Raw genomic sequence first — 25720 nt, 5'->3', positions numbered from 1 at the left:
AATATCGCCAGCCATAGCATGGCTGACGATACAAAAATTTATTATTTTTTATTGTCCTCTTGACGGGGAGCATACCAGAAACACTCCGGGGGAGTTTTTTATCTTTATATTTTCTTTTGCTTTCAATTCAGTCCGGCTTAATTGCCTGAGTCTGAACTACTTGAACTTGATGAATCACTCGAGCTTGATGAACTGCTTGAGCTTGATGAACTGCTTGAGCTTGTCTCAACCTGAATGCACTGGTTAGCCAGCCATTCTTTTACAAGATCATTCAGTGCGATCTCTTTCAGTTCTGACTTGGATGCGGCTTTCTTCAGAGCCTTCACACTGTCGTATCCGTATGCATCCGCAATCTTCTTAAGCTCTGTCTTATAAGTCTCATCATCTAACTTAATGTTCTCTTTATCTGCAATTGCCTTTGTTACCAATGTCTGCTTTACACTGGATTTTGCAGCTTTTGTTACCTGCTTTTCGAATTTCTCAACAGTTGTTCCCATCTGTTGTTTGATCAGATCATCATATGACACATTGTAAGCTTCTGCAACAGATTTGTACTGAGAGATCAGAGAATCTTCAATCTTCTTTACATCTTTCTCAGGGTATTTCTTAACTTTTGTATTATCAAGAACCTTCTGCCATGCTGCCTGCTGTAAAGAATCATTATATGTCTTCTCGTTATCTTCCTCGAGAGACTTCTTCACTTCTTCTTTATATTCTTTTACTGTCTTAGATTCCTTTGACACCTTCTTTACAAACTTGTCCGTAAGCTTCGGTGTCTTCTTTTTGGAAATAGATTTTACTGTAATTGTAAATGTAACATCTTTTCCTGCCAGGTCAGAACTTCCGTAATTCTCCGGAAACTTTCCGTTCCAGTCAAAGGTATCGCCTGCATTATGTCCGATGATACTGTCTTCAAATCCATCAATAAAAGAGTTGGAACCTATCTCTAATGGATAATCTGTGGATGATCCGCCGTCAAATGCTTCTCCGTTCATCTTTCCGACAAAATCAATTGTCGCTGTATCACCTTTCTTTACTGCACGGCCTGTTACTTCTTCTGTTGTTGAATTTTCATCCAGTACTGATTGAATCTGTGTATTCACATCATCATCCGTTACTTCACTTGGTTTGTCAACCTTATCTACTTCAACGCCTTTATAAACAGAAACCTTAATATTCTCTGTTTCCAGACCTTTGGCAGACTGGCAACCAGTCATCATAAGAGAGACTGCCATAACACCTGTTAATAACATTGCCACTTTCTTTTTCATAGTGCACCTCGTTTTATTATTCATTTTAAGGTGGGCATCATAATCCCATCTGATTTCTTGGTATACGTTTACGCATACTATTTTGTTATATCACATTTAGAAAAACTTTCATAGCATTTTCACATATATTTCATTCTTTTATCAAATTTTTCATTTTGAAATCGTCTACTTTTCCCGTATACTTCTTGCACTCCCACCAAAACAATGTTAGAATATTTGTTATGGAATATAGAATATAGGAGGTTTATTGTGAAGACATTTACAATTGTATTATTGGTAATCCTTGTGATTTTGATCGTTGCATGTGTTGTATTATATTTCGTTGGAAAGAAAGCCGAGAAGAAACAGGCAGATCAGCAGGCACAACTTGATGCAGTTGCACAGACTGTTTCCATCCTGGTTATCGATAAAGGTCGTATGAAATTAAAAGAAGCCGGCTTACCGGATATCGTAATCGAAAATACACCAAAGTATCTTCGTCGTTCTAAAGTACCGGTAGTAAAAGCCAAAGTCGGACCAAAGATCATGACACTTATGTGCGACGCACAGGTTTATCCTTTGATTCCGGTTAAGAAAGAAGTAAAAGCTACTATCAGCGGTATTTACATCACAGCAGTAAAAGGTGTAAGAGGTCCGCTGGACGTACCGGAAAAGAAAAAGGGATTTTTTGCAAGATTAAGAAACAAATAAGTACTTAATAAATAACAGCATTGGAACCTATCGCCCCAATGCTGTTATTTTTATGTCTATATTACAGTCTGCAACCGGATCTCCGTTGATGTCCAGCGCATAGTTCACATGTACCGTGATCTTTTCATCCTGTTCTTCGAACCGGATATCTTTTGTAAAGACCCCGATCATCATCTCACCGTATGGTGTCTCATACTGTGTCATATTGATCTTGTCTTTCTCGAATACCATATGCGTATTTGTAATTCCACTCTTAATGATCTCAACCTTCCGGTCATCCATAATTCTGACCTTATTCTTGATCGTTCCCGGAATTCCTTCTACCAGTTCATCATAAATCACATAATGTTTTCCGTTTTTTTCATAATAATTTGCGGGTGCGATCACTTCGATCGGTTCATTTCCCGGCTCATCACCCTGCGCTTCTATCCCGGTCACATCCTGATGCAGACCGGATATACTTAATAATACGTCTTTTGTCATATATTCTCCTAATAATCTTCAATATCAATTGCCTGTGTCTTATCTACATCATATGGCAGGATTGAATTGGCAAATTTCTTAAACTTTTCTGCTGCATCACTGACATAAAAATCATATGCCGCCGGTTCTCCCGATGTATTGGCAATTTTCTGCTCTTCCAGTATCTGCTTCAAATCCATCGCTGTCTCGTACGCCGGATTTACAATATGTACAGACTCTCCAAAATATGCCATAATCCTGGATCTGAGAAGCGGATAGTGGGTACATCCCAGAATCAGTGTATCAATCTCCGACTTTCTCATATCGGACAGATAGATATCGATCACTTCTTCTGTGATCTTATGCTTTGCAAATCCTTCTTCTACCAGCGGAACAAATAACGGACATGGTTTTCCTATAACTTCCGCTTCCGGCATAAGTTTTCTGATCTCTTTGGTATAAGTCTCGCTCTTGATCGTTGCCTCTGTACCAAGTACGCCGATCTGACCGTTTTTCGTCTCTCTTACGGCAGCTCTTGCTCCCGGTACGATCACTCCGATGATCGGAATATCAAATTCTTCCTTCACCGTCTCCAGCGCCAGTGCACTGGCCGTGTTGCATGCGATCACGATTGCCTTTACATTCTTTGTCTTCAGGAAACGGATGATCTGTCTGGAAAAACGGATAATGTTATTCTTTGACTTACTTCCGTATGGAACTCTTGCTGTATCCCCAAAATATACTACATTTTCATTCGGCAGCTGACGCATGATCTCTCTTGTGACGGTCAAACCGCCGACTCCCGAATCAAACACACCGATTGCTGCAGTGTTCCTGTTTTTATTTTCCACGATATTAAATCTCCTTTTATGAATACTCCACCATATTTTACTATTGTACCGTCTTGGACGTGCATTTTCAAGAGATTTTATGTCGAAACCTCCCTTGTATACTTTGCTATAAAAAAAGTTACCTGCCATAAAACAGATAACTTTTTATTCTTTATTCCGGTTTTAATTACAGAGCCAGCTCTTTTGCAATCTCATACTGGTAAGCAGGAATTCCTTTTGTCATTCCAAGTGCTTCATCAATATCGAAGTCTACATACTCACCATGTTTGTAACCTACAACACGGTTTGTCTTTCCTTCAAGCAGAAGATCTACGGCTTTTGCTCCCATGATAGAAGCGTATACTCTGTCTTTACATGTCGGGCTTCCACCACGCTGCATGTGTCCGAGAATCGTTGCTCTTGTCTCCATACCGGTTGCTTCTTCAATTCTCTTAGCCATGTTCATAGAATCTCCAACACCCTCTGCATTGATGATGATGTAGTTCTTCTTTCCACGTTTTCTTGATTCCTGAATATCTTCAATGATCTTCTCTTCGTCATAATCATGCTCTTCAGGCATCAGGATCTTCTCTGCTCCGTTTGCAATACCGCACCACAGTGCAAGGTATCCTGCATCTCTACCCATAACCTCGATGATAGAGCATCTCTCATGAGAAGTTGATGTATCACGTACTTTGTCAATAGCCTGCATAGCTGTATTAACGGCTGTATCGAATCCGATTGTATATTCCGTACAGGCAATATCCAGATCGATCGTTCCCGGAAGTCCGATTGTGTTGATTCCGAAGTTAGCAAGTTTCTGAGCTCCGGCAAATGATCCGTCACCACCGATGACTACCAGACCATCAATACCATATTTTTTACAGATAGCTGCTGCTTTCTGCTGACCTTCCTCTGTACGCATCTCTGCACAACGGGCTGTCTGAAGAATTGTACCTCCGCGCTCAATTGTATCGGATACGTCTCTGGCTGACAGATCGATAATTTCCTCGTTTAAAAGTCCCTGATATCCTCTTCTGATACCTCTTACTTTCAGTCCTTTACTCAGTGCTGTACGAACAACGGCACGGATTGCTGCGTTCATTCCAGGAGCATCTCCACCACTTGTCAATACACCTATTGTACGAATTACTTTTTTGTCTGCCATGATTCATTCCTCCATTGTATTAGTTTGTTCCAATTATCTTTTAACCATTATCATTTCTCTCCGATGATATTGTACATGAATTAATGCACGCTTTCAATGGGTTTTTCTATAACTTTTACACAACTTTCACCAAGATAATTCGTCAATCTGCTCAACAACACCTCATCTGCTGTCACATTCCAGCCTTTTGGCAGGCGTTTTACTGCTTTTTCTTTTTTGCAATAAATGATAACTTCATCCATTCCTTCAGAGACTTTCAAAATATCCTGCAGCATTCCTTCCTGCTGAAGATATGTCTCTTTATCCGGATACTGCAGCCATAATTCCTTTCTCGTCTGAGCAAATGGAATCACCTGTTCGCAGATCAGTTTGCTCGGTGCATCATCTTCCTCTGATACACGGCCCTTGATGAATACCTTGGCTTCCTCATTCAGATACATCTGATTCTTTTCAAAATCTCTCGGGAAGATCACGACTTCTACCGATCCAACCAGATCTTCCAGTGTGATAAATGCCATCACTTTATTTGTCTTGGTATACTTGATCGTCTTATTCGTAATCATACCTCCGACAATCTCTTTTGCGCCGTCATGCACCTTCGTTCTTCCGGTTTCATCATCCAGCTGGAAATCCAACGTCGTCCTGGATATATTTTTTCTCCATTTTTCTTCATAGTCTTCCAGTGGGTGTCCGCTCAGATATACTCCGAGCACTTCTTTTTCAAATGCAAGCTTTGTCTCTTTTTCATACTCACCAACATCCGGAAGTGGTATATCGAATTCTGATTTCTGATCATCACTTACGATATCGAACAGTGAAAGCTGTCCCGTCATAGAGTATTTCCGCTCCCGGTTCACCTGATCCAGAATCTGCACATAGACCACCATGAACTGCTTTCTTGTACCACCCAGACTGTCAAATGCTCCGGACTTGATAAAGCTTTCTATCGTACGCTTATTGACCTCTTTTCCGGACAGCCGCTCGATAAAGTCTTTCAGGTTGCTGAATGGCCCTCCGTTTTTTCTTTCTTTGATGATCGATTCTATCACCGGCTTTCCGATACTCTTGATCGCCGCCAGGCCATAACGGATGTTACCGCTGTCAACAGAGAAGCTTCCCTCTCCTTTATTGATATCCGGCGGAAGGATCTTAATTCCCATCTGCCGGCAGCTGTAAATATACTCTGACACTTTCCCCGGATTATCGATCACGGAAGTCATAAGTGCTGCCATAAATTCTACCGGATAATAATATTTTAACCAGGCTGTCTGATAAGATACCACCGCATATGCCGCAGCATGCGACTTGTTAAATGCATATTTGGCAAAATCAATCATTTCATCATAGATTTTATTTGCCGTCTTCTCGTCGATTCCATTGGCAATACAGCCTGGTACGCCCTCATCCGGATTCCCATACACAAAGTTCTGACGTTCTTTCTGCATGACGTCGCCCTTCTTCTTGGACATTGCTCTTCGCAGGAGGTCACTTCGTCCGAGTGTATAACCTGCCAGATCACGCACGATCTGCATAACCTGCTCCTGATATACGATACAGCCGTAAGTCGGCGCAAGGATCGGCTCCAGCTGCGGGCAGTCATAGGTAATGCTTTCCGGGTTATTCTTGCCTTTGATATACTGCGGGATGAAGTCCATCGGACCCGGACGATATAATGAAATACCGGCGATAATATCTTCCAGATTCTGTGGCTTCAGTTCTTTCATGAAGTTCTTCATACCGGCGCTTTCAAGCTGGAATACTCCGTCCGTCTTTCCTGTTCCGATGGATGCAAGGACTGCTTTATCATCATAATCTATCTTATTGATATCAATCGTCTTTCCACTGCTGATACCTGCCAGACGTTCTGCATCCTGGATAACTGTTAATGTACGGAGTCCCAGGAAATCCATCTTCAAAAGTCCCAGTTCTTCCAGAGTTGTCATGGTAAACTGTGTTGTCACAGAGCCATCGGATCCAAGTGAAAGAGGCACAAACTCCTCTATTGCCCTCTGACCGATCACGACACCTGCCGCATGCATGGATGTATGTCTCGGAAGACCTTCCAGTCTTCTCGACATATCGATCAGTTCCTTTACCTGTTCATCTTCCTGATACAGTTTTTTGAATTCCGGATTCATCTTCAGGGCTTTATCTAACGTAATATTCAGCTCTGTCGGCACCATCTTTGCAATGCTGTCTACAAATGCATATGGAAGATCCATCACACGTCCCACATCACGGATGACTCCGCGGGCCGCCATCGTACCAAAAGTTACGATCTGTACCACCCGGTCTGCACCGTACTTTCTTCCTACATAGTCGATAACTTCCTGCCGCCTTTCGAAACAGAAGTCCACGTCAATATCCGGCATGGATACTCGTTCCGGGTTCAGGAACCGCTCGAACAGCAGCTGATACTTGATCGGATCAATACTTGTGATTCCCAGACAGTACGATACGATACTTCCTGCCGCCGAACCTCGTCCCGGTCCGACCTTGATCCCCTGTGTTCTTGCATAATTGATAAAATCCCACACGATCAGGAAATAATCCACATATCCCATAGATTGAATGACCGACAATTCATACTCCAGACGTTCTTTCAGCGAATGATCCCCGTCCGGATAACGTTCTTTCAGGCCATCAAAGCAAAGCTTATTCAGATATTCCCAGGAAGTATATCCCTCCGGCACATCATATTTCGGCAATTTGGTAACACCGAATTCAATCTCCACATTACAACGGTCCGCAATCTTCTGTGTATTCTCAAGCGCCTGCAGTGCATATGGAAACAGCTGCCGCATCTCTTCCTCAGACTTAATATAATACTGACCGCCTTCATACCGCATACGGTCTTCATCTTCCAGTTTCTTTCCAGTCTGGATACACAACAGAATATCATGAGGCTTTACATCTTCGGCATAGGTATAATGTACATCATTCGTCGCAACAAGCTCAATCCCCGTCTCCTGAGCCATACGAAGGAGCGACTGATTCACGATCTGCTGCTCCTGCATCCCATGATCCTGCAGTTCCAGGAAAAAATTCCCTTTTCCGAAAATGTCCTGATACCTAAGTGCTGCTGCCTTTCCTTCTTCATACATCCCACGCAGGATATTCTTCTGTACCTCACCGGCCAGACATGCACTGAGCGCAATGATCCCTTCATGAAATTCCTGCAGTACTTCGATATCTACCCTCGGTTTATAATAATAGCCTTCCGTAAATCCTCTGGATACGATCTTCATCAGATTGTGATATCCGATATCATTTTCTGCCAGAAGTACCAGATGGTAGTAACGGTCATCACCGCTTCCGACAGCCTCTTTATCAAATCGAGATCCCGGTGCAACATAGACCTCGCACCCGAGAACCGGTTTGATTCCTGCTGCTTTTGCCGCACGATAAAAATCAATAACACCATACATCACACCATGGTCCGTAATCGCCACACTGTTCATCCCGAGTTCTTTTACCCTGGCTACACATTCTTTAATTTTATTTGAGCCATCCAACAGGCTGTACTCTGTATGGACGTGAAGATGTGCAAAGCTCATAGCTTTCTCCCTTCCTGTTAAATATATTGAAAAAAGGTGCTCCCTTCAGGGAACACCCTCTCAAACATTCATGTTTGCCTTAGTCTTCTTTTCCAGTTCCAAGAAGCATGAATTTTACAAGTTTATCGATATCCTGTGGCTCATGAGCAACGATTTCCAATTCCGGAATTTCTCCGTTAGAGAAAATATTTGCCATAGATACATACTGAGATAATTTTGACTTTAAGTTCAGTCTGTCACCTTCACCTGTTACAAGTTCAACTTTTCCTTCACAAGAATCAACTACTTTGAAAAATCCTTCGATATCTGTAATATTCTGTACTTTCATTTCTCATTCTCCTTTTTATTCATTTTATTATTAACAATCTTAATGCTTTTATTATACCTTATTTCTTTTTCATTTCAATATTCTTTTCTGAAATTTTTATACGACCTTCTTTAAGAAGTCTTCCGACAGCACGTTTGAACGCATTTTTACTCAATCCGAATTCCTGTTTGATCAGTTCCGGATCCGCCTTGTCATTAAACGGAAGCTTCCCGCCATATTCTTCCATGCGTTTCATGATCAGCGCTGCATCCTCATCCATCTGAAGAAATGCTTTTTCTCTGACACTTAAGTCTAATTTTCCGTCCTCTCTTACTTTCAGGACTCTGGCAGATACACGATCACCGACTTTTAACCTGCCAAAAGCTTCTCTCTTTGGAATTAATGCACTGTAACAGTTATCCACTGCCACAAACACGCCAAAGTTATCACTCGTCTCGTAAATGATTCCTTCTACATGATCATCCTTTTTATATGGAGAATCTGTACGAAGCTTCTCATATACTTTCATCGTTGCACAAAGTCTTCCGGACTTGTCCACGTAAAGTGCAACCAGAACTTCATCACCTTTTTTCACTTTCGCAGTCTGCTCTTTGAATGGAAGAAGAAGATCTTTCTCCAGTCCCCAGTCAAGGAATGCACCGATTCTTCCTGCGTCTGCAACCTTCAGTACAGCCAGTTTATCCAGCGTGATCTTCGGTTCCTGTGTGGTTGCGATCAGACGGTCGGAGGAATCTTTGTATAAGAATACTTCTACCGGATCTCCGACTTCTACATCTTTCGGCACCTGTTTTTTCGGAAGCAGAACTTTGTCATCTTTGTTTCCCAGATATACTCCGAACTCCACTTCTTTGACGATCATCAATCTTCTTTTCTTTCCCAAATAATCTGTTAATCCCATATATTTCCTCTCTGTTTCCTTCTCTTTTTAATGTATCTGTTACCTGCTTACGCAAATCTGAATTCGATCACTGCATACGGCTTTGCATTTTCATCACATAATTCAACGACTGTTCTGTCATCTTCTGCTGCAATCCGCGGATAGATCATATCACCATATACTGCAGATTTCTTATATTCCACTCGCATCTGGTGTACTTCTTTGTCTTTCGGAAGCGACTCCAGTGCCATCTGCACATACTGGCAGTTATTAACATGCTCATTCGTGTCGATATGATATCTGCGCACCGGAAAGCTTTCCAGTTCTTCCGATTCTGTTGGAAGAGGAATCTTTCTGGATTCGTATGTCATCTCATATGGCTCTCCGGTTCCATATGGGGCAATCTCTGATTCATCCGGTCTTGCCGGACGTCCTCTCTCTATATCCATGTATACCCACAGGGAATTGGCATATGCGACATCGTTTCCATTCTCATCTGTCATGCAGAAATTACGCTCCCCGAACAATCCCTTGAAATCTGTCGCCCAGGTACTGGTCTGTATCTTCTCTCCTATCTCCGGATACCGTTCTACGACTACCTGCCACGACGACAGGATCCAGGCTCTTTTCCGCTCGCTGCAATGCATGATTCCCAGTCCGAGATCTTCCGATTGAAATGTGCTGCAGTCCTGAAAATAATTCACGATCCCCGGCAGTGTGATTCTTCTGGTATGATCCACTTCACTGAACCGGATTCTTCCCTCTGTAGTATATTGATTGTCTCTCATAGTTAGTCTGACTCCTTTGTATGCTCTTCTTCCGTATTCTTATCGGAATTCCCGAAGAAAAACCATTTTATCTTGAATTCCGAAGCAGCAGTTACCATCTCATATTCTTCTGCACTGAGTGCTTCTTTCAGTTCTTTTTTTCCGTCTTCATCAACCACCGCACAGGTCGCATTGGTAAAGCACAGGCTCGGGTACAGCACGCACCACCAGTTATGTCCTTTTCCGCTTCCGAGAGTGATCCTCAGCGCCTCATACTCTCCTTCCGGAAATATGATATCACCATACCGTTTATCCGGGAAATAGCAGCTCGTCACCTTTGCCTGTGCCCGGTATGACACGCCTTCTTTTTTTAACACTTCATCAGCAGTCTTCACCAGTTCCTTCTGATGCTTTTTCACCCAGTCTTTCGTTAACTGTGCGCTTTTACGCTCCGTTTCCGGCATCTGTGATTTCATATAGCTAAGTACCGTATCCCGGACGTGCAATTTAATCCGCTGATCCTTCACACTATTGCTTTCTGCGATCACATGAAAGCGGAACACTTCCTCTGCCAGCGTTTTCTGCGTCTGTGCAATCTCCGCATGAACAACTTCCATACGCCGTTCCATAATCCCGGTTGTCAGCGCAAATGACAGCAGACATGCTATAATCAGGCAAATTCTTTCCCGTTTCATCTATGTATCTCCTTCCTGCCTCTTACCGTTCACGGATACTGCATGAACGGTAATTCTTACTGATACAGGAAGTCTTGACACAATGGTTCTTATCTATACACTCCTGGCATACTTTCTGAATTTTTTGTTTTCTAGTTCTGCTTTGTACGGATCACATCGATCACGGTCGTTACCTGATTATCGATATGTTTACACATAACATCTGTTGCAGCTTTCTTCTCCCCTTTGCTGATATACTCGATAATTGCCGCATGTTCTGCAATGAGCTGTGGATATGCTTCTTCACGCTTCAGATATTCCACACGATAACGGTACATCTGCTCACGCAGGTTATTCAGAAGCAGAATCAGTTTCTGATTATCCGTTGCCATGTAAATGATATCATGAAAACGTACATCGGCTTCCGCAATCTCTGTGATATCCTTGCTTTTTAAGATCATCTTGAACTCTTCGGCCGCTTTCTTCATCTCTTCGATCTCTTCATCTGTGATCTTCTCACATGCAAGCTGAACCGCCAGTTCTTCCAAAGCCTTTCTTACTTCCAGGACATCCCGCATATTCTTCTCTGTGATCTCTGCGACTTCCGCTCCCTTTCTCGGGATCATCAGCACAAGACCTTCCAGCTCCAGCTTACGGATAGCTTCACGGATCGGAGTACGGCTGACTCCCAGTTTATTGGCAAGCTGGATCTCCATCAGTCTTTCTCCCGGTTTTAACTCGCCTCGAAGAATCGCCTGTCTCAAAGTATTGAACACGACATCTCTAAGTGGCAGATACTCATTCATGTTTACTTTAAAATTCGGTTCCATGCCTATTTCCTCCTTGCATTATGTATGCCGGTCACATACACCTGCTTTGCTAATTGCTTTTCTCTTATCTTTGCTGCTGCTTTTCTTGCTTTCTCTTTTGTCTCATAAAGGCCGAATACCGTTGGACCACTTCCGCTCATCATCGCATTCAGTGCTCCCTGCTCCTTCATGACATTTTTAATCTGTTCAATAACCGGATATTCTTCGATTGTTACTTTCTCCAGTACATTTCCCATCCGGGATGCTACCTTTGTAATATCCTGGTCATACAGCCCATCGATGATTCCGTCAATATCCGGATGATTCTCAATCTCATGGGAATCCAGCTTCTCATAGACCAGTTTTGTCGACACACTGATCGGCGGTTTTGCGATCAGCACATGGCATTTCGGACATGCCGGAAGTGGTGTGAGGATCTCTCCTATCCCTTCTGCAAGAACGGTTCCGCGCATAACACAATAAGGAACATCTGCTCCCAGTGTCACGCCTCTTTCCATCAGTTCTTTCTGTGAAAGTCCAAGCGAAAACATACGGTTGATCCCGAACAGTACGGCTGCCGCGTTCGAACTTCCGCCTGCCATTCCTGCCGCTACCGGTATATGTTTATCTAATGTGATCTTCACGCCTTCCTTTACATGAAACTCTTTCATCAGAAGGTCTGCTGCCTGATACGCCAGGTTATTCTCATTCACGGGCAGATAAAAAAGATTCGTCAACAATTCTATACCCGGTTTTTTCGTCTTTTCCATCCGGATCTGGTCATACAGGTATACCGTCTGCATCACCATCCGCACATCGTGATAACCGTTCTCTCTCCGTCCCAGAACATCCAGACCCAGATTAATCTTTCCAAGTGCTTTCAATTCCATTTTATCCATCTTATTTATCTCCTTACATTTTGTATACAATGTTCTTACAGTATACCCAAATTTTGCTTAAAAATCAATATTTTATCGCCTTTATTTATACCTTCTTTTTCCATATGATTAACTTCTTTTATATTTTCCACCGTTGTGTTATATTTTTTCGCAAGATTCCATAATGTATCCCCCTGTTGTACGAAATATCCGACAATTCCGGGACGGCTTTCCAACTCTTCGGTATCCATCGGGCGGAATTCCGCAGATTCAATATTCTGTATCTGCACCGGTTCTTTCTGAAAACAGTTGAATGCCAGAACGGCTTTGACTTCTACTTCACCGCTTCCCATGAGATTTACCGAAAGCTGCTCGACCGTACAATCCATATCTTCCATATCCGGTTCGCCGCCCCCGTTTTCCAGGAGATAACTGAACGGAACCATTCCATTCCATACGCCAAACGGCGTCTGATCATCTTCCCGCACATATAGAAACCGCAAGTGCAGCACACCGTCGATATGTACACCATCCGTCTCTGCTTTTACTGTTTCCATCTGAATCTTTCCTTTACAGTGACAGATCTGCAAGATATCCTCTTTCAGCTCCGGCAGTGTTAATTCTTCACTGATCCTGCATTTGGAATGATTCTGAAGTTTTAACCGGAAGAACCTCTTTTCTTTCATCTCCGGAATACAGATATGATCCAGCATATACAGATCTTCCAGTATCTGGATCTTCTCTTCCTCGTAGACAATCAGACGGACTTGCAGCGTTGCTTCTATGCCAAGAATACGCATCTCGCCGTTCTCATCCATCCGCGGCTCTACATTAATATCCGTAAGATGTAATTCTGACTGATGATACATTCCGGGCATCACACCCATACATTCGATCTGCCCCTCATACGGGACTGTCCGGCCTATCCAATCCGTCTTTCCTTCTGCCGTTTCGTACAGGCAGAACATGTTAAGTTCACCACTAATCAGCAGTTCATCTGTTCCTAACTGTGTATCCGCTTTTCCACCTGTCACATCCGTCCACAAAAGTGTGCCGATATGCTCCTTTGTACCGCTCAATGTGACCTCTTCTTTAATCCTGTAAGTATCTTTTCCGGTAGCAAATACTTTTAGAATCTCTTCTTCTTTCATTTTCTTAAAAACCGGAACTTTCTCTTCTACATCGGTTGTAATCTCTTCACCGGTACACTTTTCGGTTCCGATGGAAATCTCTGCCAGTGTCTTGATGTTCAGTTTTCTTGAGTGGATCATCGTTACAGTAACCTCGGTGTCAGACGTCTGAAGCACCAGGTTTCCTTCCGGTTCCTGCTCCAGATAGATCATCTCTTCAAATGGGATCCGCCCTTCCAGGCTTGCCGGTACCGGAACCATCTCATCTGCCATATAAAGAACTTTGAACTCCAGTTTTCCCGATACTTTCAGATAGCTTTCTACCTGTTTCATCTCCTCTACCCGCAACATCCCATTGCTTAATATAATCTTTCCCACATCCCGTTTTGCCTCCGGAACATTATAATCCCCGTCAATATAGAACTGGTCATTTACTGTCCTTCCATTTTGAAATATACGGATCTCTTTTTTCTGATATTCCATTGTTCCTGCCTCCTTTTACAACATCTTTTATTCATATATAATCTGCTTTTCTGTGTACGGCATCTTTATGACAATGTATGGATATGTCTTTTTCTTGTGTATTTTTTCCTTTTTCTCCGGGCCCTGAAGCGTTGTACGGATAACCACTGTATCCACTGTCTCATAACATGCATTTACTTCAATGCTGTAGCCGGTCGTCTGCTGTGTCCCGTACCCCCGCACTACATACAGGTATGTTTCTTCCTTTCCTGTATCTGCATAACTGATCCACATTTCCTTTTTTCCAGCTTCTTTTATCTCTTCTTTCAGTTGTTCCGGAATCTCTTCTTTTTTTACAATCTCATATGTAACATCTCCTGTTTTCTGTTCTTCTATCGTGCCAAAACTACAACCGGAAAGCAGCGTTGTAACTGCGATCACGGTTAAGAACATTTTTATTCTCTTCAATACAGCCTTCTTCTATTTTCTCTCTACTATCTTACACACTATGGGTGTAAAAAATGCGGATTTTATGCTATGATAAAATAACTAGAATGAAAAGGAGTATTCATTATGAGAATTATACCAGTTGCCTTATTCGTGATCTTATTCCTGATTATCGGCATTCCGGTTCTTGGAATTGAATGGCTGATTGGGAAAATCAGCAAAAAGACAATGGATTATTCCAGTCTGCGGATCGTCCAGTGGGCATTTAAAGTGATTGTCCGCCTTGCCGGGATCGAGCTCACTGTCATCGGTGAGGAGAATGTTCCGGACGAGCCGGTTCTTTTTATCGGAAACCACAGAAGTTATTTTGATATCGTGATCACGTATGCAAGATGCAAAAACCTGACCGGTTACATTGCCAAAAAAGAGATGCTCTCTATTCCGCTTCTCCGCACCTGGATGAAGCGTCTCTACTGTCTCTTCCTTGACAGGGAGAATCCGAAAGAAGGCTTAAAGACTATCCTTCAGGCAATCGATTATGTAAAACACGGTGTATCTATCTGTATCTTTCCGGAAGGTACCAGGAACAACGGCGAAGAATTATCTTTACTTCCGTTCCACAACGGTTCCTTTAAGATTGCAGAGAAGACCGGATGTCCGATCGTACCGATGAGTCTGAATAATACCTGTGATATTTTTGAAGGTCATATACCTTTCATTAAGAAAACACACGTTATTTTGGAATATGGCAAACCAATCTATCCGAAAGAACTGGACAAAGACGAGAAAAAACGTATCGGCGAACATTGCAGTAACATCATCCGCGAGACTATTCATAAGAATCAGGCACTTGTTTAGTGCCTGTTTTTTTCTTTTACATTTATTCTCTTAAGTGCTATAATAAAACGGTATAACTAAAAAAGAAATGTACTGCAAACAGCAGTAAAAAGGAGTTTGAAAATGAGCAAACGCAATCTTACCTTGCTGACCGATCTGTACGAGCTCACCATGATGCAAGGGTATTACGAAAAAGGGCAGAATGAAAAAGTTATTTTTGATGTATTTTTTCGTCAGAACCCTTGCAACAACGGATATTCTGTATGTGCCGGTCTTGATCAGGTAATTGATTATATAAAGAATCTGCATTTTACTTATGAAGATGTAGATTATTTAAGAGGTCTTGGGATTTTTAAAGAAGACTTTCTTCATTATCTGAGCGGTTTCCACTTCAGTGGTGATATCTATGCCATCCCTGAGGGAACCGTCATATTTCCGAAGGAGCCTCTTCTGAAAGTGATTGCTCCGATTATGGAAGCGCAGCTTGTTGAGACAGCGATCCTGAATATCATTAATCATCAGTCACTGATCGCAACCAAGACTTCCCGTATTGTATTTGCCGCTAACGGCGATGGTATTATGGAATTCGGTCTGCGCCGTGCACAGGGTCCTGATGCAGGATTATATGGTGCAAGAGCAGCGATGATCGGCGGATGTGTCGGCACATCCAATGTGCTTGCCGGACAGATGTTTGACGTCCCTGTTATGGGAACCCACGCACACAGCTGGATCATGAGTTTTCCGGATGAATACACTGCATTCAGGACTTACGCAGAGATGTATCCGGACAACTGCACACTCTTAGTTGACACATACGATACGTTAAAATCCGGTGTTCCGAATGCCATCCGTGTATTCCGGGAATTCAAAGATTCCGGAAAACCACTGAACAAATACGGAATCCGCCTGGACAGCGGTGATCTTGCATACCTTTCAAAAGAAGCACGGAAGATGCTGGACGATGCAGGCTTCCCTGAAGCTACCATCTGTGCTTCCAATGATCTGGATGAATTCCTTCTTCACGATCTGAAGATGCAGGGCGCAGCCATTGATTCCTGGGGTGTCGGTACCAACCTGATCACATCCAAGGACTGCCCTTCCTTCGGAGGTGTGTACAAGCTGGCTGCCATCCAGAATGAAGAAGGAGAATTCGTTCCGAAGATAAAAATATCTGAAAATACCGAGAAGATCACCAATCCTGGTAATAAGACGATCTACCGTATCTATGAAAAAGAGAGCGGTAAGATCAAGGCAGACCTTATCTGTTTTGCCGATGAAGTCATCGATACCGAACAGGATCTGCTTCTCTTCGACCCGATAGAGACATGGAAAAAGACGAAACTTTCCGGTGGCACCTATACAGTACGCGAGATTCTTGTACCTGTCTTCAAAAACGGCGAATGCATTTACAAATCTCCGACATTAAAAGAGATTGCCTCATATTGCTGCACGGAAAAAGACACTTTATGGGATGAGACCAAGCGTCTCTTCTATCCGCACAGAGTTTATGTGGATCTTTCCAAAAAACTCTACGATGTTAAAAAATCACTGCTGGATCAGATGAATATGACAGATTAAAGGAGGACTTATTGATCATGAAAATTATAGTATTAGCAGGCGGACTCAGTCCGGAAAGAGATGTATCCTTACTTTCGGGAGCCGGAATTTGTAAAACTCTCCGGGAGATGGGACATCAGGCATTTCTTCTGGATGTGTTCTTCGGCCTTCCATACGATTCCGATAAATTAGAAGAAATATTCGACCGTCCGGACGGCGGGCTTGAGATTTCCAAGGGAATCTCAACATCTGTACCGGATCTGGGTGCACTTCGCAAATCACGCCCGGATCAGTCACCTTCCGAAATCGGACCAAATGTTATTGAACTCTGCCAGATGGCTGATATCACATTCATGGCTCTTCACGGTTCTATCGGTGAAAGCGGAAAACTTCAGGCAACTTTTGATAACCTGGGAATCAAATACACCGGACCGAACTCTCTTGGATGTACATTATCCATGAACAAACTGGTCACAAAACAGATTTTCAAAACCAGTGGTGTCCCGACTCCAAGAGGAACTTCACTGACAGTAAAAACGAAAGATACCCGTCTGGATGAACTTGGATATTACCTTCCACTGGTTGTAAAGCCATGCTCAAACGGATCTAGTATCGGTGTATATATCTGCCACACAGAAGAAGACTATTATGATGCGATCCACAAATCTTTTGATATAGACAACACAGACGAGGTTGTCATCGAACCATTTATCAAAGGCCGTGAATTTGCCTGCGGTATTCTTGCCGGAAAAGCACTTCCGCTCGTTGAAATTGTTCCAAAGGACGGACTCTTTGATTATGCGAACAAATATCAGGCAGGCGGTGCTTCCGAAATCTGTCCTCCTATATCACTGGATGCAGAGACACAAGAACTGATCCAGCGTGCCGGTGAACGTGCCTTTGAAGCACTCCGCATGGATGTATACTCCCGTGCAGACTTTATCGTATCCGATGCAGACGGTGAATTCTACTGTCTGGAAATGAATGCCCTTCCGGGAATGACCGCAGCAAGCCTTCTTCCGAAAGCTGCCAAAGCTGCCGGATATGAATACAGCGAACTTTGTGAGGCCATTATTCAGGAATCCATGAAAGCCCGCTATTAAGGAGGATGAATATCCATGAAAAATCTTTCAATTGAAAATATAACCAGAGCCTGCAAAGGGACTTTCCACGGCGATGAGAGTATTCTCAGCCAGGAAGTATCCGGTGTCGTGATCGACAGCCGGAAAGTCCAGCCTGGTTACTTATTCGTTGCCATTGACGGAGAACGTGTCAACGCACACAAATTCATCCCGGACACTGTAAAAGCCGGTGCTATGTGTGTTGTCTCCCACGAAGATCTCGGTGAGACGGATTTTCCTTATATTCTGGTAGAATCCACAGGGCAGGCACTGCTTGACATTGCCAAGCTTTATCGTGATTCTTTTGATATGAAAGTTGTCGGAATTACCGGAAGTGTCGGAAAGACCAGTACCAAAGAGATGATTGCCTCTGTTCTGGCTCAGAAATATCATGTACATAAAACACTTGGAAACTTCAATAACGAATGGGGACTTCCGATCACGATCTTCGATATGCCGGAGGATACAGAGGTTGCCGTACTTGAGATGGGTGTCAATCACTTCGGTGAGATGCGCCGCCTTTCATCTGTATCCAGCCCTGATATCTGTGTGATCACCAATATCGGTATCGCACATCTGGAGTTCTTCAAGACAAGAGAAGGCATTCTTCAGGAAAAATCACAGATGATCCAGGATATGAAAAACGGCGGTTCCATCATTCTGAACGGTGATGACGATCTGCTTTGCAAGATGAGTCCTGTCAAAGGTGTCGCTCCTGTATTCTTCGGAACAGGAAGCAACTGTGCATTCCGTGCCGACAATATTGAACCTCAGGGACTCCGCGGAACTTCCTGCACGATCACATTAAAGGATGGGACTTCTTTCGACTGTCTGGTTCCTGTACCCGGCATCCACATGGTAAGCAATGCGATTGCAGGTGCTGCTGTCGGATATACACTGGGACTGACTGCCAGCGAGATCAAAGCCGGCATCGAATCCCTGCCGTCTATCCCAGGGCGTAACCATATCATAGAAACAGACCATATGATCATCTTAGACGATTGCTACAATGCCAATCCAATCTCTATGAAGGCTTCCATCGATGTCCTTAATATGGCAATCGGACGTAGGGTTGCAGTCCTTGGTAATATGGGAGAACTTGGTGATACTGCTGAAGTTCTTCATGCAGAAGTCGGTACTTACGCAGCACAACAGAATGTAGACCTTGTCTGCGGAATCGGAGACCTGACACACGCTCTGGTAGAAGAAGCATCCAGGGGCACACATACCCAGGCACTTTGGTTTGCTGATAATGAAAGCTTCATTCAGGCTATACCGGACATCATCAAAGATGGGGACAATGTTCTGGTAAAAGCCTCCCACGGAATGAATTTTCCACAGATTGTTCATGCTTTGGAAGAATTATAAAATAACAAAAAAGAACGAAACAAACGAGATATTTAAGGAGATTATTATATGGCTTATCAGATTCTCGCCCTTGATCTGGACGGAACTCTTACCAACTCCCAAAAAGAAATTACAAAGCCGACCCTGGATGCTCTGATCGAGATTCAGGAAGCCGGTAAAAAAGTTGTTCTCGCCAGCGGACGCCCGACAAAAGGTGTCGTTCCGCTGGCAGAGCAGCTTCATCTGGAAGATTATGGAAGTTACATCCTTTCTTTCAACGGTGGACGTATCACCGACTGCCGGACCAAAAAAGCAATCTACAATAAAATACTTCCGGCTGACTGTGCAAAAGGTGTCTACGAAACGGTGATAAAATATGCCGGACACGGCGTAGACATCCTCACTTACACATCCGAACATATTTTATCCGGCATCCACTCCAATCAATACACAGAGCTGGAGTCCCGCATCAATCAGATGCCGATCATTGATGCCGGTGCTGACTTTCTGGATGTCATCCCTGATGATCCGAATAAATTCCTCGTAACCGGAGATCCCGATATCTTAGACCAGATACGCAAAGAACTCAGCAAACAGTTTCACTCTTATCTGTCCGTCTACTGTTCGGATCCTTTCTTTGTAGAGGTTATGCCGGCCGGAATCGACAAGGCACATTCTTTATTAAAATTACTGACAAGTATCGGTCTTACTGCAGATGAAATGATCTGCTGCGGAGATGGATACAACGATCTGACCATGATCGAAACCGCAGGACTTGGCGTAGCCATGGCAAATGCACAACCAGCCGTTCTTGATAAGGCGGATTATATTACGAAGTCTAATGATGAGGATGGGGTGCTGCATGTGATCAATGAGTTTATGCGGTAATTTAATTTATTAACTGGGAAGCGGCCTCTCAGTCCTTGAAGGAAACAATAGATAAGGCTTCTTGTTCAGGTTCCATACCATAAGAAACACTAAGAGAGTCAGAATCACCTAAAAGCAAAGGAACTACGCTCAAACTCGGCGTTCGCCTCAAACACGTTCGCTTCGTTCCTTTAACGGTGATTCTGACTCTCTAACTATTTCTAATGGCATTCCACATTCACAATAATCCTTATCTATTGTTTCCTTCAAGTCGTGACTGGCAGCGGATGTTAATAAATAAAATGCCCGGAAGTGTAACCCGGTGAAGACCACTACGGTTACGCACTTGCCATCTAATTCGTAAGGCATTTGATATACACGGAATAAAACTTGGAAAGGCGTTCCAGTGAATGTAGAGTAGGCCAGAGGTTTTACCCTCTGGCCCCTCATCAAACCGTACGTGAGGTTTTCCCTCATACGGCTTTCCGACATTCTTCTTTCTACAGCATTACGTTATGCAGTCATTCGTTGTAGACCTTTCTGTTCTAGCCTTTGTCTGGTATTTCGTAATCCTTTAAGTCTTTGTCTTTGGTGATGTTTCTTGTTATACCATCTACAAAAAGTACATAGAATGTACCAATCCAATGCCTGCATCCATTTTCCATTACGTTCCGTCCGATAATAATTCCTCCATCCGATTATTTTCGGATTAAGATTCTTTATCAGCTCTTCTTCCGTTCTTGTTAGTAGGTATCTTTGATTTACATTTTTCTTTATGGTTTGTTTCATTTTCTTCATTGCTTTTCTGGTTGGATACTGATACGTATCTCCGTATTTGCGTCCATCTTTTCGTGTTTTGGTAAATCTTCTGTGGTGCATTCCCAGAAAGTCAAACCCTTCTTTTCCTCCCCACATACTTACTATTTTTGTTTTCGTTGGATGCAGTTTTAAATCCAGCTTTCCCATGATGTATCGAAGTAGATTCATTGCATGTTTCGCATTTTTCCAATTCTTACAGATGATTATTGTATCATCTGCATATCTGACAAGTTTCCCATACTTATGTCCATACTTTTTCCATAGTCGGTCTAATGTATGTAAGTATATATTGGCTAGTAATGGCGATATTACCGATCCCTGACTTGTACCAAATTCACTGATTTCCAGGATATTTCCATACAGGACCCCTGCTTTTAGCCATTGACGGATTAGCTTTTGTATCTTTCTGTCCGATATTCTTTGTTGTATCAGTATCATTAACTTGTCCTGATTTACGTTATCAAAGAACTTCTCGATGTCAGCATCTACTACGTAGTAACCTTTGTTATTGCATGCTCTTCTGACTATCTCCAGTGCTTGTTTTGCATCTCTTTTCGGTCTGAATCCATAAGAACAGTCCTCAAAATCTGCTTCAAATACCGGCTCTATTGCTATCTTTGTTGCCATCTGCACAATCCTGTCTTTTACACACGGGATTCCCAACGGTCTTTTACTTCCGTCTGGCTTAGGTATCAGAACTCTTCTTACTGGTTTTGGTCGATAATTCCCATTCTTTAGTTCTGTTTGGATTTCTGTCAAATATCGGTTCACACCTTTGGCTTCGATGTCCTCGATTGTGATTCCATCTACCCCGCTAGAACCCTTGTTGGCTTTTACTCTTTTCCATGCTTCGTACATGACATCATCTCTATAGACCTTGTCGTACAGCGCATGAAATCTTCTTGTACTGCATTTCTTGGCTGTTAGATATAGTTTGTTTTGAAGTTGTCGTACTTTTTCTTTGGAGTTGTTAGTCTTCATGACATTCTCTCACACTTACCCTCTCTACAAACTTGAATGAAGTAAGGAACCTTTCCTAGACTGTGTTTTGTTTCACAGCCATCTTTGGTACTATGTTCCTTTCCGACTCCCTCTTATCAAGACTCCGATTTCGATTATCCTTATACGTGTCTTCTTTACCTTTTGGTGATAAGTAGGGTCTCCCCAGTTCCAGATCACACCTTTCATACATACCGCTTCCCATATACCGGAGAATTATCATTGGTGCATTTCCAGTTTCTTCCCAACTTCCTTGGTTTTCGCCTATTTCACCGAGGCTCAACCTTCTCGCTCCCCCTTTTTACAAAGGCTACCTTTACGATACGGCAGAATTCACTTTATGTTACGGTCTGCATGATTGTTAGCACTCTTTTAGAGCACATAACCCACTCGCTTAGCACCCTGTATTACTACAACGCACCGAGTTTGACTATACGGCTTACTGGTAATTACCGTAGTTGGACTTTCACCAACTGGCGTGACCCAGCTTCGCTGGGCACACGTGAAAGAGGCGTTGGTAATTCTTAAGGGGCAAAATTCTGCGTTGGGTTTTCAAAATTTGACTGTCTGAGGCGTATGCCGAGTTTCAAATTTTGAAAGCCTGCTTTTAGCAGAATTTTGCCCCTTTAGAATTGACCCGCCGATGGAACCTGAACAGGAACACCTTTCCAAGCTTTATTCCGTTTCGGGTATCCACAGCCTTCCTGAATTAAATCCCGATTAAATCCCTATCCCCTCTAAGTTAAATTCCGGTATAAAGCTTTCTTTTGCTGCTTCTCCTTCCTGGATAAATCCATCTTCCATTCCCAGTTCCAGTGCATAATCTATAACTTTTTCATATTCCCTTTTTGTAACTTTACGGCTAAGAAGTGGATCTTCTGCAACCTGCGGCATAGGGGTGTATTGATTCATAATGCTGATCAGAATCTGGTCTTTGTATGTTTCGAGCAGATATTTTATGACCGCTTTGGAATTTTTTACATGCCCCGGCAGAACCAGATGTCTTACGATCACTCCTTTTTGTATCATTCCTGTTTCTTTATTGATCTGGATATTCCCCGTCTGACGAATCATTTCTTTTAAAGATGCTTTGGCATATCCGGGATAATCCGGAGCCTTCGAATATGCAGCTGCAAGTTCTGGTTCCATGTACTTAAAGTCCGGAAGATAGACATCTACATATCCATCCAGTATCTGTATTGTCTCCGGCTTTTCATATCCGCTTGTATTATAGACAACCGGGAGAGCCAGACCGGCTTTTCTTGCCATCTCTAATGCTCCTATGATCTGTGGAACATAGTGTGTCGGTGTCACAAGATTAATATTGGCAGCTCCTTCTCCCTGAAGTTCCAGGAATATCTGCGACAGCCTTTCAATCGTGATTATCTTTCCGGCTTTTGCTTCGGCTATATTATGGTTCTGACAGAAGATACAGCCCATCGAACAGCCGGAAAAGAATACCGCTCCGGAGCCTGCATCTCCTGATATACAGGGTTCTTCCCACATGTGGAGTGCTGCCCTTGCTGCCACGATTTCGGCCGTCTCATGACATCTTCCGCGCTGTCCCCCAAAACGGTCTGCATGACAATTCCTCGGACATAATGTGCAATCCTTTAGAATATTCATGTTCTCTTTTATTCTTTCCATATCTTTATTCATATTTTCTTATTCCCCGTTATTTCCATTATCCCTATCTTCCTGCAGTACCTTTGATGTATGAATATTGTACCACGAATTCCGCAGGCAATTTCATCTTTTTCTTCCTGATTTTTTCGTTATTATTGAATTTCCCCCGAGAAAATGGTACAATTTTTACCACTTGGAGTATACATGAATATTCTAAATATAATAAAACAACAGGGAAGGAAGCATGCATTATGAGGGATTACATCATCAGCTGCTGCTCGACAGCAGATCTTACAGAGGAACATTTCAAAGCACGTGACATATCTTACATCTGTTTTCATTTCGAACTGGATGGCAGGGAATATGCCGATGATCTTGGAAAATCTATCCCATTTGATAAATTTTATGCTGCAATGGCCGCCGGAGCCGATACAAAGACTTCACAGGTCAATGCCGAGGAATTCGAAGAATATTTCGAGCCCTTCCTGAAAGCAGGAAAGGATATCCTGCATGTCACACTTTCTTCCGGACTCTCTGGAGTTATCAATTCCGCAATGATTGCAAAAGAAAGTCTTGAAGAACGTTATCCTGACCGCCGGATCCTGATCGTGGATTCTCTTGGCGCATCTTCCGGATATGGACTTTTGATGGATAAGCTGGCGGATCTGCGTGATGAAGGCAAGTCCCTGGACGAAGTCTTCCGCTTCGCTGAAAAGCACCGGCTGAACGTACATCACTGGTTCTTCTCCACCGATTTAAAATTCTACGTAAAAGGCGGGCGCATCTCGAAGACAGCAGGTGCGATCGGCGGTGTACTGAACATCTGTCCGCTCCTTAACATGGATAACCTGGGACGCCTGATTCCACGATATAAGATTCGCACAAAGCGAAAAGTTATCCGTGCCATTGTCGATAAGATGGCAGAATATGCCGATCATCAGACCGACTATACAGGGAAATGCTACATTTCTCATTCCGGCTGTTACGAAGATGCGAAGGCCGTTGCTGATCTGGTTCAATCCCGTTTTCCATATCTGAAAGAAAAAGTGGAGATCAACAATGTGGGAACAACGATCGGAAGCCATACAGGTCCGGGAACCGTTGCACTGTTCTTTTGGGGTGACACACGAACAGAATAAAATATTTGCTATCAAGAATATTTATTCTGTAACTGATAGATAGTAAAGAGTACAAAAGGAGGTTTTCTCTTATGAAAACAGCTGTTATGACAGACACAAACAGCGGAATTATGAAAGCAGAAGCTGACTCGATGGGAATCTTTCTGATTCCTATGCCAGTCATTATCAATGATGAGACACACTATGAAGGAATCGATCTTACCGAAACTTCTTTCTATGAAAGCCTGACAGGCGGAAAGAATGTATCCACATCCCAGCCTTCGCCCGGTGATCTGATGGATCTTTGGGATGACATCTTCGAACAGGGTTATGACGAGATTATCCATATCCCGATGTCCAGCGGACTGAGTGCTTCCTGTTCTTCAGCTATCAGCCTTTCTGCTGATTATGAAGGCAAGGTACAGGTTGCAGACAATCACAGGATCTCTGTCACACAGAGAGAATCTGTCATGCATGCAAAAAAGCTTGCAGAAGCCGGAAAATCAGCAAAAGAAATCAAAGAAATATTAGAGGCCGAGGCTTACAATTCCAGCATCTATATCGCTGTTGACACGCTCGAATTTCTGAAAAAGGGCGGACGTGTTACTGCTGCCGGTGCCGCTCTCGGAAGTGTTCTGAACATCAAACCGATCTTGACAATTCAGGGTGGCAAACTGGATGCTTTTGCCAAGACCCGCGGTATAAAGAAGTGTAAGCAAAAAATGGTCGAGGCATTAAAGAACGATCGTGAGACACGTTTTAAAGATACAGGCGACAGACATATCCTGATTGGTGCTGCCGGTTCTAACCTGACAGAAGAAGAGGCTGCGGAATGGAAACAGCTGCTTGTAGACGCATTTCCGGACTCTTATGTATATTACGATCCGCTTTCATTCAGTATCGGATGTCATATCGGGCCGAAGGGATATGGAATGGGTATCAGTGTTTGTTCGGAAGATTATGACAACTAACAATGTATACAATAATCCCCGGGAGACATCTTGATATGCTACCCTCATATAGGACAATGAAATATAAAAGTCCTATATGGGGGTATTTTCATGTTCAGAAAGAGTAAG

The 25720-nt window shown here is 43.0% G+C and carries 23 protein-coding genes; 8 read left to right on the top strand and 15 right to left on the bottom strand.

Going from position 1 to position 25720, the window contains the following annotated elements; genetic code table 11:
- Positions 1-137: 137 nt before the first annotated feature.
- Positions 138-1271 carry a trigger factor gene (gene tig, locus GT508_RS12825; protein ID WP_243144126.1) on the bottom strand — a complete coding sequence of 378 codons (1134 nt, stop codon included), beginning with the start codon at positions 1269-1271 and terminating at the stop codon, positions 138-140.
- Positions 1272-1520: 249 nt separating this feature from the next.
- Here tig and GT508_RS12820 point away from each other — a divergent pair, with 249 nt between their 5' ends.
- Positions 1521-1961, top strand: a complete 441-nt coding sequence (locus GT508_RS12820) for a hypothetical protein (protein WP_055284182.1) — start codon at positions 1521-1523, stop codon at positions 1959-1961.
- 27 nt (positions 1962-1988) lie between these two features.
- Here the strand turns inward: GT508_RS12820 and GT508_RS12815 are convergent, their stop codons facing one another.
- From GT508_RS12815 to GT508_RS12760, 12 genes are all read right to left on the bottom strand, one after another.
- Positions 1989-2444: a DUF1934 domain-containing protein gene (locus GT508_RS12815; protein ID WP_055284181.1), complete on the bottom strand. Its 456-nt coding sequence runs from the start codon at positions 2442-2444 to the stop codon at positions 1989-1991.
- Between the two features lie 8 nt (positions 2445-2452).
- Positions 2453-3274, bottom strand: coding sequence for a glutamate racemase (gene murI, locus GT508_RS12810; protein WP_055284180.1), 822 nt, complete (start codon positions 3272-3274; stop codon positions 2453-2455).
- A 166-nt stretch (positions 3275-3440) separates the two neighbouring features.
- The gene (gene pfkA / locus GT508_RS12805) at positions 3441-4421 is read right to left on the bottom strand and encodes a 6-phosphofructokinase (protein ID WP_055284172.1); all 981 of its coding nucleotides are present in this window, start codon (positions 4419-4421) and stop codon (positions 3441-3443) included.
- An 80-nt stretch (positions 4422-4501) separates the two neighbouring features.
- On the bottom strand, positions 4502-7978 hold the full coding sequence (locus GT508_RS12800; RefSeq protein WP_118309189.1) for a DNA polymerase III subunit alpha: 3477 nt from the start codon (positions 7976-7978) through the stop codon (positions 4502-4504).
- A 79-nt stretch (positions 7979-8057) separates the two neighbouring features.
- A complete protein-coding gene (locus GT508_RS12795) occupies positions 8058-8306 on the bottom strand; it encodes a hypothetical protein (RefSeq protein WP_028086524.1) in 249 nt (82 codons plus the stop codon).
- A gap of 58 nt (positions 8307-8364) precedes the next feature.
- Positions 8365-9204 (bottom strand): CvfB family protein, encoded by an 840-nt coding sequence (locus tag GT508_RS12790; RefSeq protein ID WP_161144388.1) that lies wholly within the window; start codon positions 9202-9204, stop codon positions 8365-8367.
- A gap of 47 nt (positions 9205-9251) precedes the next feature.
- The gene (locus tag GT508_RS12785) at positions 9252-9971 is read right to left on the bottom strand and encodes an acyl-[acyl-carrier-protein] thioesterase (protein WP_055284169.1); all 720 of its coding nucleotides are present in this window, start codon (positions 9969-9971) and stop codon (positions 9252-9254) included.
- A gap of 2 nt (positions 9972-9973) precedes the next feature.
- Positions 9974-10645, bottom strand: coding sequence for a stage II sporulation protein R (gene spoIIR / locus GT508_RS12780; RefSeq protein ID WP_028086527.1), 672 nt, complete (start codon positions 10643-10645; stop codon positions 9974-9976).
- 131 nt (positions 10646-10776) lie between these two features.
- Positions 10777-11454 carry a GntR family transcriptional regulator gene (locus GT508_RS12775; RefSeq protein ID WP_028086528.1) on the bottom strand — a complete coding sequence of 226 codons (678 nt, stop codon included), beginning with the start codon at positions 11452-11454 and terminating at the stop codon, positions 10777-10779.
- A gap of 2 nt (positions 11455-11456) precedes the next feature.
- On the bottom strand, positions 11457-12332 hold the full coding sequence (gene ispE, locus GT508_RS12770) for a 4-(cytidine 5'-diphospho)-2-C-methyl-D-erythritol kinase (protein ID WP_055284166.1): 876 nt from the start codon (positions 12330-12332) through the stop codon (positions 11457-11459).
- Between the two features lie 35 nt (positions 12333-12367).
- Complete coding sequence (locus GT508_RS12765; RefSeq protein WP_161144387.1) at positions 12368-13924, bottom strand: DUF3794 and LysM peptidoglycan-binding domain-containing protein; 1557 nt, start codon at positions 13922-13924, stop codon at positions 12368-12370.
- Between the two features lie 27 nt (positions 13925-13951).
- Positions 13952-14371: a protease complex subunit PrcB family protein gene (locus GT508_RS12760; RefSeq protein WP_227097067.1), complete on the bottom strand. Its 420-nt coding sequence runs from the start codon at positions 14369-14371 to the stop codon at positions 13952-13954.
- A 102-nt stretch (positions 14372-14473) separates the two neighbouring features.
- On the opposite strand from GT508_RS12760, the gene GT508_RS12755 reads away from it, so the two are divergent.
- The 5 genes from GT508_RS12755 (at position 14474) to GT508_RS12735 (ending at position 20100) form a co-directional block, all read left to right on the top strand.
- The gene (locus GT508_RS12755) at positions 14474-15208 is read left to right on the top strand and encodes a lysophospholipid acyltransferase family protein (RefSeq protein WP_028086532.1); all 735 of its coding nucleotides are present in this window, start codon (positions 14474-14476) and stop codon (positions 15206-15208) included.
- Positions 15209-15310: 102 nt separating this feature from the next.
- Complete coding sequence (locus GT508_RS12750; RefSeq protein ID WP_117598593.1) at positions 15311-16765, top strand: nicotinate phosphoribosyltransferase; 1455 nt, start codon at positions 15311-15313, stop codon at positions 16763-16765.
- Positions 16766-16782: 17 nt separating this feature from the next.
- Positions 16783-17847: a D-alanine--D-alanine ligase family protein gene (locus GT508_RS12745; protein WP_161144386.1), complete on the top strand. Its 1065-nt coding sequence runs from the start codon at positions 16783-16785 to the stop codon at positions 17845-17847.
- Between the two features lie 15 nt (positions 17848-17862).
- Entirely contained in the window at positions 17863-19233 is a 1371-nt protein-coding gene (locus tag GT508_RS12740) for a UDP-N-acetylmuramoyl-tripeptide--D-alanyl-D-alanine ligase (protein WP_161144385.1), read from the top strand.
- Between the two features lie 48 nt (positions 19234-19281).
- Positions 19282-20100, top strand: coding sequence for a Cof-type HAD-IIB family hydrolase (locus GT508_RS12735; RefSeq protein WP_028087725.1), 819 nt, complete (start codon positions 19282-19284; stop codon positions 20098-20100).
- 492 nt (positions 20101-20592) lie between these two features.
- On the opposite strand, the gene ltrA is transcribed toward GT508_RS12735, so the two are convergent.
- Positions 20593-21879, bottom strand: a complete 1287-nt coding sequence (gene ltrA, locus GT508_RS12730) for a group II intron reverse transcriptase/maturase (protein ID WP_161144384.1) — start codon at positions 21877-21879, stop codon at positions 20593-20595.
- Between the two features lie 738 nt (positions 21880-22617).
- The gene (locus GT508_RS12725) at positions 22618-23556 is read right to left on the bottom strand and encodes a radical SAM protein (protein WP_243144125.1); all 939 of its coding nucleotides are present in this window, start codon (positions 23554-23556) and stop codon (positions 22618-22620) included.
- Between the two features lie 218 nt (positions 23557-23774).
- On the opposite strand from GT508_RS12725, the gene GT508_RS12720 reads away from it, so the two are divergent.
- Positions 23775-24662, top strand: a complete 888-nt coding sequence (locus tag GT508_RS12720; protein ID WP_055284944.1) for a DegV family protein — start codon at positions 23775-23777, stop codon at positions 24660-24662.
- A gap of 71 nt (positions 24663-24733) precedes the next feature.
- Complete coding sequence (locus GT508_RS12715; RefSeq protein ID WP_161144383.1) at positions 24734-25612, top strand: DegV family protein; 879 nt, start codon at positions 24734-24736, stop codon at positions 25610-25612.
- Positions 25613-25720 lie beyond the last annotated feature (108 nt).

Origin of the sequence: Dorea sp. BIOML-A1 (assembly GCF_009875615.1) — a bacterium.
In the GTDB taxonomy this organism is placed as follows: Bacteria; Bacillota; Clostridia; order Lachnospirales; family Lachnospiraceae; genus Dorea_A; species Dorea_A amylophila.
Note: the sequence above shows the minus strand (reverse complement) of the source record. Positions and strands in the feature narration are given on the sequence as shown.